Below are 13,362 nucleotides of genomic sequence, written 5' to 3' on the forward strand. Positions count from 1 at the left end.
GTGGCTCTCATTGTACAGAAATTCGGAGGCACATCGGTTGCCGATATCGCCAAGATCCACAATGTCGCCGAGCGGGTCATCAGGACCAGTACGGAGGGTAATGACGTTGTTGTCGTTCTGTCGGCCATGGCGGGAGAAACGGACCGCCTCATCGGTCTGGCAAACGCCGCGGTCGGAGACCGGCCGACCCCGCGGGAGTACGATGTCCTTATCTCCACGGGAGAGCAGGTAACGGTTTCGCTCATGGCAATGGTTCTCAACAGCAGGGGGTTCCGGTCGAAGTCCTTTCTCGGATCGCAGATCCGGATCGTAACGGACAAGAACCATTCGGCAGCGAGAATCAAAAAGATCGACGCCGGTCTGATCAGGCAGGAACTGGGCAAGGGAAGGATCATCGTGGTGGCGGGTTTCCAGGGTGTGGACAGAAAAGGCAACATCACCACCCTGGGCAGGGGCGGGTCCGACACCAGCGCCGTGGCCATCGCCGCAGCCATCAATGCCGATTACTGTGAAACCTTTACGGACGTCGCCGGGGTCTACACCACAGACCCCAATATTTACGACAAGGCGCGAAAGCTCAAAAAGATATCCTACGATGAAATGCTCGAGCTTGCCGGTGCCGGCGCAAAGGTCCTTCATCAGCGTTCCGTGGAACTGGCGAAACTGTATAACGTTCCCTTGTACGTCCGTTCCTCTTTCAATGACGATCAGGGTACCCTCGTGACCAGGGAGGATGAGGAAATGGAAAAAGAAGTAGTCTCCGGAATAACCTACGACAGGAACCAGGCAAAAGTCAGCGTGATTCACGTTCCCGACAAGCCGGGAATCGCGGCCCGCCTCTTTACGCCCCTTTCCGACGAGAATATCAACGTGGACATGATCATACAGAACGCCAGCATCGATGGCTACACGGATATGACCTTTACCGTTCCCAGGCAGGACATCAAACGGGTGGAAGCGATCATTCACTCTGTCGCCGGTGAAGTCGGAGCGGAACGTGTCCTGTTCGACACGGAGATTTCGAAAGTATCGATGGTCGGTCTGGGTATGAGAAGCCACTCGGGCGTGGCATCGAAAATGTTTGCCACGCTGGCACATGAGGGGATCAACATTCAGATGATCAGCACTTCTGAAATAAAGATATCCTGCGTTATTGAGGCAAAGTACACGGAATTGGCCGTCAGGATCCTGCATGACGCCTTTGAAATGGAGATCGAACACTAACCGGCCGACACAAGCGGGGTGTGATCCATGAGTACCTTCAGCCCGCTGGCTGAGAGGCAGCTTCGGGGATCCTTGGTGATGCTCCTGGCGGTCGTCGCGGTGATACTGGTTAAAATCGCGGCCGGACCCTTGCCGGTCCCGTTTTTCTCAGCTTCACCGGCGCTTTCCGAGCAGACTGTTTCGACATCGACGATCCAGGTCGATATGGCGGGTACAGGAGGAGGGATATATTTTTTTGAGGGCGGAGTGACGGTTCGTGACGTTCTTGCGGCGGTGGCGCCGAGGCAGATGAAGCTCTTTCAAACACATGCCGTCGGGGAACGTCTTTCGCACGGGGACCGCCTGGTCGTTACATTGAACCCGCCGTCGATACGCCGTGAAAGGATGGAATCGCGGGTCATGGTGGCCCTGGGCATGCCTCTGGACATAAACGGGGTCGGTGTGGAAGACTTGGTCATGATTCCGGGGGTCGGTCCCGTCACCGCGACCGCCATAGTCCGTCATCGGGAAGAGCGGGGGCGATTCAAAGCCATGGACGATCTGATCGCCGTGAGAGGAATCGGAGAAAAGCGTTTACAGGGACTCAAGCGATATCTCACGCTTGACACAGGGCAGGCTAGGTGATATTCCACACCCTTCAACACGCAAGGGTCGGGGCGTGGCGCAGTCTGGTAGCGTATCTGAATGGGGTTCAGAGGGCCGGAGGTTCGAATCCTCTCGCCCCGACCATGAAATCAAGGGGTTACGGATCATACCGTAACCCCTTTTTTGTGAAAAATGTGTGCCGTCAGCTACTGTGTGCCGATCAGTTTCTTGACGGCATCAACGAAGAATAAGCGCGCGGGACTTCCGTGTTGGTTACCCTCCGCCTGGGCAACAGGTTCGTCGGGGTCCATGTAGCCGGGGCGGGGTACGGCACCGATCATCACCACCACAAGATTGGATTCAGGTTCAACATGAATCCACTGGCCATACACCCCCAGTGCCGTGAAACTGTTCTGCCTGATCACCCACCACAGATATCCGTATCCTTCAAACTGGTGGTCCGGGTCAGCCCAGAGCGGGAATTCAAAATTGGGTGAAATCGGCGTGGTGGCTTCCTTGACAAATCCTTCGGGGAGAAGGCGCTCACCGTTAAGAGCGATACCGTCTCTCTGCATCAATAAGCCCAGCCTCCCATAATCGCGTAATGAAAAACCGGCGCAACTGCCCGTTACTTCATGCCCGTCATCGGCATCGAGTGTAAAGAATCCGTCCAGTTCCATCCCCATGGGGCCCCAGAGTCTCTGAGTACAATAATCGGCCGGCGTCATGTTCACGGCTCTGCTTAAAATGTGGCTCAAGAGATATACGTCACCGGTGTTATAGGCAAAATATTCTCCGGGAGCATGTATCCTTTCAAGTGTTTTCAAGTCTTCGAGGATAGCACCGGGACGCCGGAAAGCAATGTGTTCCCAATACTTTTTGTTGACATCTGAACGGAGATCTTCATAATCTTCATTAAAAAGCAGCCCCCCGGTCATGGTCAACAGATGCCTGATGGTGACCCCTTCGTACACAGAACCCTGCAGCTCCGGCAGATGATCCGTGACGGCATCGTCAAACGATTTGATGTAACCGTCCCGAAGAGCAATCCCGAAAAGAATCGAAGTCAGCGATTTAACGACAGACGAAGATTGCCACGTCCTTGCCGGTGTTAATCCGAGAGCATACTTTTCAAGAAGAATCCTTCCGTCGTGAAGTACCAACAGCCCTGACAGGTGCTCGTCTCTGATGAAATCATCGATATTTTTTTCAATTCCCAGATACTCGTATCGTATGTCCAGATCTTCCGACGATTGAGGCAATGGGATTGGTGATTTCGCCGCAATTTTCCTGGTGGCAAAAATTCGTTCCCAATTCAAGAATCCCTCAGCTTGAACCGTCGGCGTCCACAGCAGGAAATCCAGTCCGAGCAATTGCGCGAACCACCTGGTTTCATCTTGTTCCGGCGGGGTTGGGTACTGTGTCATAATGCCTCCTTTTCGTTGATTGATTGCGTTGATATGATATTGTTTATGACCTGCGGGTATTTCAGGATATAACAGTGCGGTTTTTATGAGTCAAGGGATTTTGCCTTTCTTCAACCATACCGCGGGGCGCAAAAATATGGTATGGAATGCGGAGCATCAGATACACTTCTGAAGAAAGCCGGTATCATCCGGGAGGAAATGTGAAATCCGGCCCGCGACATTCAACGACAGGAAAACATTCCAAGATTCCGCGCGGGCGCTCAAAGGGGACGCTGAATGGGGACCTTTGAAAAACTATCGATTGTGTCACTTCGACCTCTCCCTCGTCACTTCGATCTCTTCCCCGTCACTTCGAGCGCTCCCCTGTCACTTCGAACGCATGTGAGAAGTCTGAAAGATCCCTCGCTTTGCTCGGGACATGGATTTCCCGTCGCGATGCTCCTCGAAATGACACAATTAAAGGTCTCGAACGGGACACGTGATTCCGCCCGAATATTCGTGACGAAGGGATGTGTGACGTGAGAAAAAGCGCGATCATCATGATTGTGGTCACAGGGTTCTGCCTGGTCACTCCCATGGGCTGGGCTGCCCTGTACGTTTCAGACAGACTGGAAGTTCCTCTCTACAACGGTCCCGGCACGCAATACAGGATCGTCAGCATGCTCCGCTCAGGGCAGACAGTGGAGGTGCTGGCCGAGAGCAGCGGATGGAACCGGGTCCGACTCGTGGGCGGCACCGACACAAGAGAGGGGTGGATATTAACTCGCTATTTAATGAACCGGGAACCCTGGGAGAACAGGGTGCAGGCTCTTGAAGCGGAGAACACCCGGCTTCGTGAAACAGCGTCACCCATGGCCCGGGAGCTTCGAGACATGAAGGCGATGCAAGCCGATCTTGAGACCGAACTGAGAAACAAAACCGCGGAGCTTTCAACGGTGCGGGAGGCCTACGAAACGCTGAGAGAAGAAGCATCGGAATTTCTGGAATTGAAAAAAACCTTCGGGATCCTTGAAGGCAGACTTCTCGAAGCGGAGGCTGAACGTGTGAGAGTGGCGAGAGAAAACGAGCGCTTACGGTCATCCGACAGTTACAGGTGGTTTTTGTCCGGATCCGGGGTGCTCCTGGCGGGTCTTTTGGTGGGTCTTTTGATGGGAAGACGGCAGAAAACGCGTACCTTACGATTCTTCCTCTGACACTGCCGGTCCGCATCATATGTTTATATCGTAGCCGAGAAAGACGGCTTCGTAAAAAGCGCCCCAGCCCTCCTCTGGCGGTTCGGGGCGCTTTTTACGAGGGCGTCATGATTGAAAAGCAAGATTTTTCGTCGCTTCGCTCCTCGAAATGACGGAATATGAACACTCCTCGAAATGATGAAACAAAAAGTTCCCCGCAATGACGAAACAAAAAGCTCCCCGAAATGATGAAATAAAAAGCTTCCGGGATGATGAAACAAAAAACTTCCCGAAATAACGGTGCCTTGGGCGCTCCTCGAAATGACATAATGAAAAAGGTTTCGGGGCGCCCGGTGCCCTCACGAAATCTGTTTACCCGGAGGACCGGAAGAAATCAGCCACAGCTTATTTCTCTGAGGGGCAGGAGGGCGGACCGCCCGACCCGCACCGCCGTCCCCGGTGCCAGGCCGTTTCTTCGTCCACGTCATCCTGCCAGCCGTTGCTGGTTGTGGCGATGTGATCGAATTTCGCCGTGTAGGGCTTGATATCCAGAAGCGGTGTACCATCCAGTATGTCCACGCCATCCAGGTACAGGACATTTCCTTCGACCCGTTCCAGCCTGACCACGCTCAGACCGATCGCGTTGGGACGGCAGGGGGCGCGTGTCGCGAAAACACCCCGTTCGATATCCTGCAGGAAGGGTTTTACAATGAGTTTTGTCTCGTGGGCTCCGTGAAAATGATATATCAGGTAAACGTGTGAGAAGCCCTCCAGGTCCCTCAAACCCTCCGCGTACTCGGGAAATATTTCTGCCGTTCCGGGACACCCCCAGGCGTAGACCGGCTGAATGGGTGTTTTTTCCGCGGACCGGTGCCCGCTTCTGATGACACCGATGGAATGAAATGGTATTGATTTTTCGTTCATACCCAGTGTCCCTCTACATCAGGGGCGTGTACTTCCATCAGTCGTCCCGCCCGGTAGTCCTCCAACGCCTCGGCAACCGTTGCGGCAGCGGAAGTAAATATTGAAATTCCCGCCGCTTTGAGGACCTGGAATGCTTTCGGACCGCAGTGGCCTGTAACCAGGGCGTTGGCCCCCATTCCGGAAACGGCCTGGGCCGACTGAATACCCGCCCCCTGGGGGGCGTTTACATTGACCTTGTTGTCCATGACTTCAAAGGTTTCAGAGTCCAGGTCGTATATGAGGAACTTTGCAGCGCGGCCGAAACGTCTGTCCAGCGGGGCGTCCAGACCGTTGCCTGATGTTGTGAACGCAAGTTTCATTTCCTGCTCCTCCATGCCGTTATTCCGCGTTCTTCCCATTTTTTGACCCACAGGTCAACACGGTGGTGTAGATTAAACACTATACGGGCGGTTTGTAAAGCGCCGTTTATGGAAAAGCCCCGTGGAAGGCGGAAAGACAGGGGTTTATGGCGTGTGGACTTCAAAAATCATTCGTGGTAGTAAGACACACAGTCTCACGCAATGATTCTATACTCCACTCTATCGGGAAGGTTCAACAGGATGAACGTTATTGTCTCCGGATCGCTGGCATATGACAGGATAATGGTGTTTGAGGGATTCTTTTCCGACCACATCCTGCCGGAAAAAGTCCACATGCTCAATGTGTGTTTCCAAGTTAACGGGATGAAGGAAAACGTGGGGGGTACGGCAGGCAATATCGCTTACGCGCTCTCCCTTATGGGTGAACGACCGATCATCTCCGCCACTATCGGTCATGACTACCATCGATATTTCGGGCGATTGGCGAAAAGCGGTATTTCGACGGAAAACATCAGGATAATCGAAGATGAATTCACGGCCGGTGCCTATATTACCACCGATCTGACGGATAACCAGATCACGGGGTTCAATCCCGGCGCCATGAAGCATTCTTCCCGCCTGAACTTCGACGCGTTCGATCCCCTGGAAACGCTTGTCATCGTGTCCCCGGGAAATAAGGAAGACATGATGAACTATCCGCGGGCCTGCAGGGAACGGGGAATAGCCTATGTGTTCGACCCGGGACAATCGCTGCCGATGTGGGGTGCGGAGGAGCTGGTCCGGGCACTGGAAGGGTGTCGTGTACTGATTTGCAATGATTACGAACTCGATCTGGTTATGACCAGAACGGGGCTGAAAAAAGAATCCCTGCTGGAAAAAGCGGGGAGTATAATCACCACCTTGGGAAAGGCGGGATCGCTGGTTTCCACGAAGGACAGCGACGTCAAGATTCCCGCCGCTGAGCCGAGGGTGGTAGAAGATCCCACGGGTGCCGGTGATGCCTATCGGGGCGGTTTGCTCTGCGGTCTGCTGCGGGGGAAAACTCTCGAGGAATCGGCCCTGGTGGGAAGCGTGTGCTCCTCCTTCGCGGTGGAAAGCTATGGCACCCAGGAATACAGCTTTACTCCCCATGAGTTCAGCGAACGATTTTCGCGCTGTTATTCCGGGCATTCTTTCAAATGGCATCGGGAAGATGCCATGGCCTCCCGTGCCGTGTAACACCTCACAACCTGCCGCGCGTCGCGTGGAGCGTCCGCCGGGTCACGCTGTCCGGGGAAGCACCGCAGCGAGACAGGGGAGCGGCACCGGGGAAGGGCGGGTCATCGTCACATAGCGATGAGAGGGGAGGGTGAGAAGACGGATTCTCACCCTCCCTTTTTTTTAAGGCCCCCGTCGGCGACACCCCCTACCACAGGCTGACGATGGTTCTGCCTTTATGTTTCCCCGAAAGCATCATGTCGATGCGCTCGTCGAGACCCTGAAGCGTCGTTTCCGAGGTGATTCGGTCAAGCCAGGGGATTTTCCATTCGCCGGCAATCATGTCCCATGTTTTCTGGCGGGCGGGCATGGGGCAGTTCTGGGAATCGATCCCCATGAGCGTGATGCCCCGCAGGATGAAAGGGAATACCGTAATGGGGAGCTCCGGTGAGAGTACGTTGCCGCAGCAGGTAACGCCTCCGCCGGGAGCGGTCGAACGTATCGCCGAGGCCAGGATGGACCCTCCCACGGTATCGACGCAGCCCGCCCATCGAGCCGTGAGCATGGGACGGCCACTTGTGTCGGTCGCCTCTTCGATGCCGATGACCGATCGCGCTCCTATTTCCCTGAGATAGTCTGCTTCATCAACAATGCCGTTTACGGCTGTTACGGTGAATCCGATTTTCGAAAGGATTGAAACGGCTATACTTCCCACGCCTCCCGTGGCGCCTGTCACCAGTACCTCGCCCTGGTCCGGCGTGAGGCCGTAGTCCATCAGGCGGTAGACCGAGAGCGCGGCCGTGAATCCCGCCGTGCCGTATACCATGCTTTCCCTGAGAGAAAGATGTTCGGGGAGTCTCACCACCCACTCGGCGGGAACGCGGATATACTGTCCGAAACCTCCCGAAGTGTTCATTCCCAGATCGTAACTGGTTACGATGACCTCGTCACCGGCCTTGAAGTTCGGGTTCGTGCTTTCCTCAACAACGCCGGCGGCATCGATGCCGGGGGTGTGGGGGTAGTTCCGGGTCACTCCCTTGTTGCCCGTCGCGGAAAGAACGTCTTTGTAGTTAAGTGAAGAATACAGAACTCTGACCAGGACATCTCCGGCGGGAAGCCGGTCCAGCGGGAGATCGGTGAGCTTTCTTTCATACGTCTTATCGCCTGTTTCCTCAACCATAAGGGCCTTGTAGGTTTTTTCAGTCACGGTGTACCTCCTGCCTGTCGAAGCCTGTTTAAAATTGTTCCTTCCTGTGTAACACAAGATTCAAAGGAAGGCAAAAAGAGACTTCCTTTGACATGGCCGGGGGCTTCACCTGCTATAATCCGCACGTTTTACCCTGTCCTCCGCCGCTGCAGCGCTACCCCGCAGGAGACCTCATTCTTCAGGATGCGCGCGCATGCCGGGGAAAACCATGGGTATAACAGACTCATCGGGCGCTCATCGTGGTTTCGGCAGATCCTTCGTGTCAAAGCCGTGTTCTTCGTAGCCGTCATAAATGTACTTCAGGTAGCCTGCGGAGGGCGTGCCGTTTTCTGTCAATTTCTTCGGGTCGGCCATGTACAGGTGCCCCATGTGCTGAGGGCCCGAGGGCGTGAATGAAAAAGGTACCACAATGCGCGCGTAATGGGCTGGTCCCCCCTCGAAACCGTCGAGCAGGCTGAGAAGATCCCTGGTGATCACACAGGCCGTAAAGGGGCATCGATACCCGGCCCCCGCCCAGGCAATGTTTGCGTAAACACCTCCCCCGTCGGCCTTCTTGTTGAACATCAGCCGGTATCCTTCGAGATAGCCCTTTTCAATGGTGCCCGGAATCGGGATTCTTTTCTCAAGCCGCCCGGTGCTCATGTTGGAGGCAAAGGCAATGTACCATTGCTCGGGGGAAACGGCTTCAGCCAGGTACCTGCGGTATTCCCCACATTCGATGATCCGGCTCCGCTCACAATCACCATGAAAGAAATAAGCCTGTACCGTGACGATGGATCCGTCATGCATGAGTGTCGCCCGCACGTCCCGCCGCCTGAACAGGGAGGCTGTATCCCGGCCGGGATGATTCCCTTCGATGGCGTCGAGCACCCGCAGAATGGCATCGTCCGCCTCGAAGACCTCTCCGTGAACGGTACCATCACCCTCGACGAGGGCGGATAGTCTCCCAGGTCGTGGAGTATGCCCTCAACAATCCCGTGTCCCTGGAAGGGTGCCCCCGCCAGAGCCGGATGCCGGTCCAAACCTCGCAGCAGTGTTCCATAGACAAAAATCTTCATCGTGTGCTCTCTTCCTCGTGGACAGGCATCATCAGGGGATGCTGTTTTTCACCGCATCCGCGGAATCCGTCAACCGGCCTCTTCAGCTCTGTTTTGCATGATGCGTGCCCGTCATGTCTTCCATATCAATCCGTATCACCTCGGTACGGGCCACTGGAAGATTTTCTCATGTCCGGAGTGACCACCTTGTATATAGACCGATTCTTTACCAGTGATGACGGCCTGTCAACAGGGAATTTTTCATGTGTCTTTTTTCATCGTATCAGTGATGACGGTTCTCGACATTGTACGCGATAGTAAGGGATAGTAACAGATGTTTGCATGCACATCGAATCCCGTGTACTATCTCATGATGGAATGTCCCGTTCAGGAGTTTCCTGCCGCCCACTTTTTCAGGGCATGGGAGAGAACTTCCGTCCCGAGGTTTTTGAATTGTGTCATTGCGATGAGCATCGAGGCGGGAAACTGTTCTTTACCGGTGTCATCGTGAAAGGTTTCTCCCTTCGGTCGAAATGACGGAGGGGGCGGTCGAAATGACGGAAGGGGCGGTCGAAATGACAGAAGGAGTGGCGGAATGACGGAAAAGGCCGTCCAAAGAACGGAAAGGAACGATCGCACGGACGGAAAGGAATGGCCATAATGACAAAATCGTAAGTTTTTAAAGATATTGTCCTTCGCTATACCGGAGGTCCTTTGCATATAATTTTCAGGCTTTTTCCATTTCAACCACACCGTGAGCCCCCCCGCGGGAGGGCTTCCAGGGGAGAACCATGGATATGAGAACAGGCGCGGATACATTCAAAAGCCACAAGGGACAGAATATTTACTATCGATCATGGCTTCCCGATGACGAGCCGAGAGCGGTGCTGTTGATCGTCCATGGCCTGGCAGAGCACAGCGGCCGGTACGGTAACCTGGTCAATCATTTCGCTCCCCGGGGATATGCCCTGTACGGACCGGACCACATCGGTCACGGCAAATCGGACGGTACCCGGGTGTTTGTGGAACGCTTCGACGACTTCATCAGGCCCCTAAACGCGTTGTTCCGCATGATCCGCCAGTGGCACCCGGGGAAGCCGGTGTACCTGGTGGGCCACAGCATGGGAGGACTCATAGCCGTCATCTACCTCATCGAGAATCCGGAAGATATGGCCGGGGCCATTCTCTCCGCGCCCGCCGTGAAGATTCCCGAAAGGATGTCGTCCTTCGCCGTTCTTGCGGCCATGGTTCTGTCAAACCTGTTCCCGAAAATCGGAATAATGGAGCTCGATTCCGACGGCATAAGCCGTGACAACGCCGTTGTCTACGCCTACCGGCATGACCCGCTGGTGTACCGGGGGAAGATAACGGCCCGCCTGGGGACTGAAATGTATCGAGCCATGCAGCGGGTGGCATCGCAGGCTTCCGCGATCGCCACGCCCCTCCTGATTCTGCAGGGCAGTGCCGACAGGATGGTATCACCCGAAGGAGCCCGGACGCTCTATGAGAAGGCGGGAACGACGGACAAGAGACTGAAACTCTACGACGGTCTCTATCATGAGGTCTTCAATGAACCCGAATACGAAGAAATAATGAAAGAGGTGGAACGCTGGCTGGCGATGCGTTGACGGGACTCGTATCCGCTTATGTCCTTGACATGAAAAAACACATCCATTACGATCCTTTTCGCTTGATTCTTCATTAAGCGCCTCTGAATGATGGTGCCGATCGGGACGTTCTTTCCGCCTTTCGTTGATGGTGTGCAGTCAACGGTATGACACATCGGTGATTGTGGAATGCGCGAGCGGTTTCATTTGTACAGCAGATATTGGAAATCATGGTGGTATGTCTTTGCCGCCCTGGGAGCGTTGCTGTTCCTGCTGATCGTCACTGCCGTTATCTTCCGCGGCCACATACCCCTTGACGAACGGAGCTTTGAGTTTCTGATCCTCGGGGCGATGTTCCTGATTCTCCTCAGTCTGTCAGTGGTTACATCCGTCATAATCCACCGTTACATCAGGCCCCTGAGAAAGCTTGCCGAGGAGGCCCGTATCGTCACGTCGGCCAATCCCTCCCATCGTATCAACATCAGAGGCGGCAACGAGGTGAAGCATCTGGTGAAGGCCATCAACGACATGGCCCAGCGGTACGAGGAACTGAAGTCGGACATATGGCACCAGATACAGCATGCCATGGCAAGGGCCGAAGAGGAGAAGAGCATTCTTGCGGCCATCGTGGCGGAGTTGCCCGAAGGCATATTCATCTGTAATGCCGAAGGACAGATCCTTCTCTACAATAAGCAGGCCCGGCGGTACTTCGAGGGTGAAGAAAAAAATAACAGTTCCCTCCTGGAACCCTGCAACGGGCCATGGAAACGTGAAAGCGGGTATATCGGCCTGGGCAGGTCTGTTTTCGGCCTGATCGACAAGACCCTCGTTGTCCAGGCTCTCGACGAAATAGCTGGAAAGCTGGAACGCGCGGAATCCAGGGTAACCGCGCATTTCATTGCCGTCGGCAACGGGCACCGGCTTCTTCGTGTCGAAGCGGTCCCCGTGCTGAACCACGGGGGAGAGCTGACCGGTTTTGTCCTTATCATACAAGACATCATAAAACAGATCGAAACCGACACCCGGTTGAGCTTCCTTCTGCAATCGCTGACGCAGGGTGTCCGGGATTCCATGAAGAGAATTCGAACGGCCATCGAAGCCATTCTCGATCAACCCGAGATGGATCATCTGCAGCGGGAAGGGTTCAAGAAAATGATTCACCGGGAAATCCTGGAATCCGGAGCCGTCCTCGATGAGGCGGCCCTGGATTATTCAGGGCATGTCAGCACAATGCGTCCCCTTGTCCGTATGCTCGGCAAAGATCTGCTGACCATTATAAGACAACAAGCCGAGGAAAATTTCGGCATGACCGTAAAAATTATTCCTTCCGAGGAGCAGAACTGGATCAAGATAGACTGTTATTCTTTTCTTCTTGCGGTTCTTTTCATCCTGAACCGGTTGCAACTGGAGACCAATGTTGATACCTTTACATGCAAACTCGAACGGGGAGGGAAGTTCACGAACATCGATCTCATATGGAAGGGAAAACCCCTGAAGATACAGACCCTGCGTGAGTGGGAAAGCGAAGTGGTCGTCGTGGGCAGGGAAGGCATTCCTTCTACGTTGAGGGAGGTTATCAAGCTCCACGGTGCGAAGATGTGGCCGGCGACCTGGAAGCAGGCGGCAGGAGATGACCTGGGGTTATGGCCCCGTTCGTATGAACCGACCAGAGACCGGTCGGCCTTTCGCCTGTCTCTGCCGGATGTTGAAACGCCCGAACCGGACACGCTTCGGAAGACATCGGTCGTGCTTCCCAGCCGGCCGGAGTTTTACGATTTCGATCTCTTCAACCAGCCCGGACAGACGCCCGAGTTGGACAACCGGTTGCTGGCCGAACTGACCTATACCGTGTTTGATACGGAAACAACGGGATTGTTTCCGCAGGTGGGAGACGAAATTATTTCTCTGGGAGCCGTGAGGATTGTCAACGGGCGACTCCTCCGCGAAGAAGTATTCGATCAGCTGGTCAATCCCAGACGGTATTTCTGGCAAAAATCCGTCGAGGTCCATGGCATTCAGCCCGAGATGCTCGAGAGCCAGCCGGCGATCGATGACGTGCTTCCATTGTTCCACCGGTTTGTGGAAGACAGTATTCTCGTGGCCCACAACGCGGCCTTTGACATGTGCATGCTGCAGATGAAAGAAGAGTCATCGGGGATAACATTTATCAACCCCGTTCTGGACACGCTCCTGCTTTCGGCCGTCGTCCATCCGGCCCAGGAAGAGCATACGCTGGAGGCAATAGCGGCACGTCTGGGCGTCAGCATTGTGGGCAGGCATACCGCCCTGGGAGACGCCCTCGCGACAGGAGAAATATTCCTCAAGCTGGTCCCGCTTCTTTCGCAGATGGGTATCCGTACCCTGGGAGAAGCCCGGATGGCTTCTGAAAGGACGTTTTATGCCCGAATCAAGTATTGATGGCTTCGTAAAAAGTCCGGATGCTGCGTTGCGCTTCATCCTTCGTCACTGCGGCGTACCACTAAGTACGCCTCATTCCTCAGGATTTGCGCGCCTTGCCTGCGGAGCTTTTTACGAAGCCATCCTCAACCAGATGTTTTTCGACTTTTTACGGGACCGTCAAGTATTGACGGCTTCGTAACAAGTCCGGATGCTGCGCTGGGCC

11 protein-coding genes, 1 tRNA gene and 1 pseudogene are annotated in these 13,362 nt (G+C 54.7%); 8 read left to right on the top strand and 5 right to left on the bottom strand.

Features of this window, described 5'->3' with window-relative positions; translation table 11 throughout:
* From M0Q23_04865 to M0Q23_04875, 3 genes are all read left to right on the top strand, one after another.
* Complete coding sequence (locus M0Q23_04865; GenBank protein ID MCK9527973.1) at positions 1-1,224, top strand: aspartate kinase; 1,224 nt, start codon at positions 1-3, stop codon at positions 1,222-1,224.
* Between the two features lie 27 nt (positions 1,225-1,251).
* A complete protein-coding gene (locus M0Q23_04870; protein ID MCK9527974.1) occupies positions 1,252-1,848 on the top strand; it encodes a helix-hairpin-helix domain-containing protein in 597 nt (198 codons plus the stop codon).
* A 28-nt stretch (positions 1,849-1,876) separates the two neighbouring features.
* Positions 1,877-1,953, top strand: a tRNA-Pro gene (locus tag M0Q23_04875).
* Between the two features lie 62 nt (positions 1,954-2,015).
* On the opposite strand, the gene M0Q23_04880 is transcribed toward M0Q23_04875, so the two are convergent.
* Complete coding sequence (locus M0Q23_04880; protein ID MCK9527975.1) at positions 2,016-3,236, bottom strand: beta-lactamase family protein; 1,221 nt, start codon at positions 3,234-3,236, stop codon at positions 2,016-2,018.
* A 518-nt stretch (positions 3,237-3,754) separates the two neighbouring features.
* Here M0Q23_04880 and M0Q23_04885 point away from each other — a divergent pair.
* Positions 3,755-4,429, top strand: coding sequence for a TIGR04211 family SH3 domain-containing protein (locus M0Q23_04885; protein MCK9527976.1), 675 nt, complete (start codon positions 3,755-3,757; stop codon positions 4,427-4,429).
* A gap of 384 nt (positions 4,430-4,813) precedes the next feature.
* Here M0Q23_04885 and tsaA read toward each other — a convergent pair whose 3' ends face one another.
* Positions 4,814-5,332, bottom strand: coding sequence for a tRNA (N6-threonylcarbamoyladenosine(37)-N6)-methyltransferase TrmO (gene tsaA / locus M0Q23_04890; GenBank protein ID MCK9527977.1), 519 nt, complete (start codon positions 5,330-5,332; stop codon positions 4,814-4,816).
* On the bottom strand, positions 5,329-5,691 hold the full coding sequence (locus M0Q23_04895) for a NifB/NifX family molybdenum-iron cluster-binding protein (protein ID MCK9527978.1): 363 nt from the start codon (positions 5,689-5,691) through the stop codon (positions 5,329-5,331). Before M0Q23_04895 ends, tsaA begins: the two co-directional genes overlap by 4 nt.
* Positions 5,692-5,931: 240 nt before the next feature.
* Between M0Q23_04895 and M0Q23_04900 the strand changes: the two genes are divergently transcribed.
* Positions 5,932-6,909, top strand: a complete 978-nt coding sequence (locus M0Q23_04900; protein ID MCK9527979.1) for a carbohydrate kinase family protein — start codon at positions 5,932-5,934, stop codon at positions 6,907-6,909.
* 187 nt (positions 6,910-7,096) lie between these two features.
* Here M0Q23_04900 and M0Q23_04905 read toward each other — a convergent pair whose 3' ends face one another.
* Positions 7,097-8,095 (bottom strand): YhdH/YhfP family quinone oxidoreductase, encoded by a 999-nt coding sequence (locus M0Q23_04905; GenBank protein ID MCK9527980.1) that lies wholly within the window; start codon positions 8,093-8,095, stop codon positions 7,097-7,099.
* A 234-nt stretch (positions 8,096-8,329) separates the two neighbouring features.
* Positions 8,330-8,977: pseudogene (locus M0Q23_04910) on the bottom strand (gamma-glutamylcyclotransferase).
* 946 nt (positions 8,978-9,923) lie between these two features.
* On the opposite strand from M0Q23_04910, the gene M0Q23_04915 reads away from it, so the two are divergent.
* The 3 genes from M0Q23_04915 to M0Q23_04925 all read left to right on the top strand — a co-directional run bounded on the left by M0Q23_04915 (position 9,924) and on the right by M0Q23_04925 (position 13,338).
* On the top strand, positions 9,924-10,760 hold the full coding sequence (locus tag M0Q23_04915; GenBank protein ID MCK9527981.1) for a lysophospholipase: 837 nt from the start codon (positions 9,924-9,926) through the stop codon (positions 10,758-10,760).
* Positions 10,761-10,946: 186 nt separating this feature from the next.
* Positions 10,947-13,157 carry an exonuclease domain-containing protein gene (locus tag M0Q23_04920; protein MCK9527982.1) on the top strand — a complete coding sequence of 737 codons (2,211 nt, stop codon included), beginning with the start codon at positions 10,947-10,949 and terminating at the stop codon, positions 13,155-13,157.
* Complete coding sequence (locus tag M0Q23_04925; protein ID MCK9527983.1) at positions 13,138-13,338, top strand: hypothetical protein; 201 nt, start codon at positions 13,138-13,140, stop codon at positions 13,336-13,338. The genes M0Q23_04920 and M0Q23_04925 overlap by 20 nt, the downstream gene beginning before the upstream one ends.
* Positions 13,339-13,362 lie beyond the last annotated feature (24 nt).

Source organism: Syntrophales bacterium (assembly GCA_023228425.1).
GTDB lineage: Bacteria > Desulfobacterota > Syntrophia > Syntrophales > UBA2210 > MLS-D.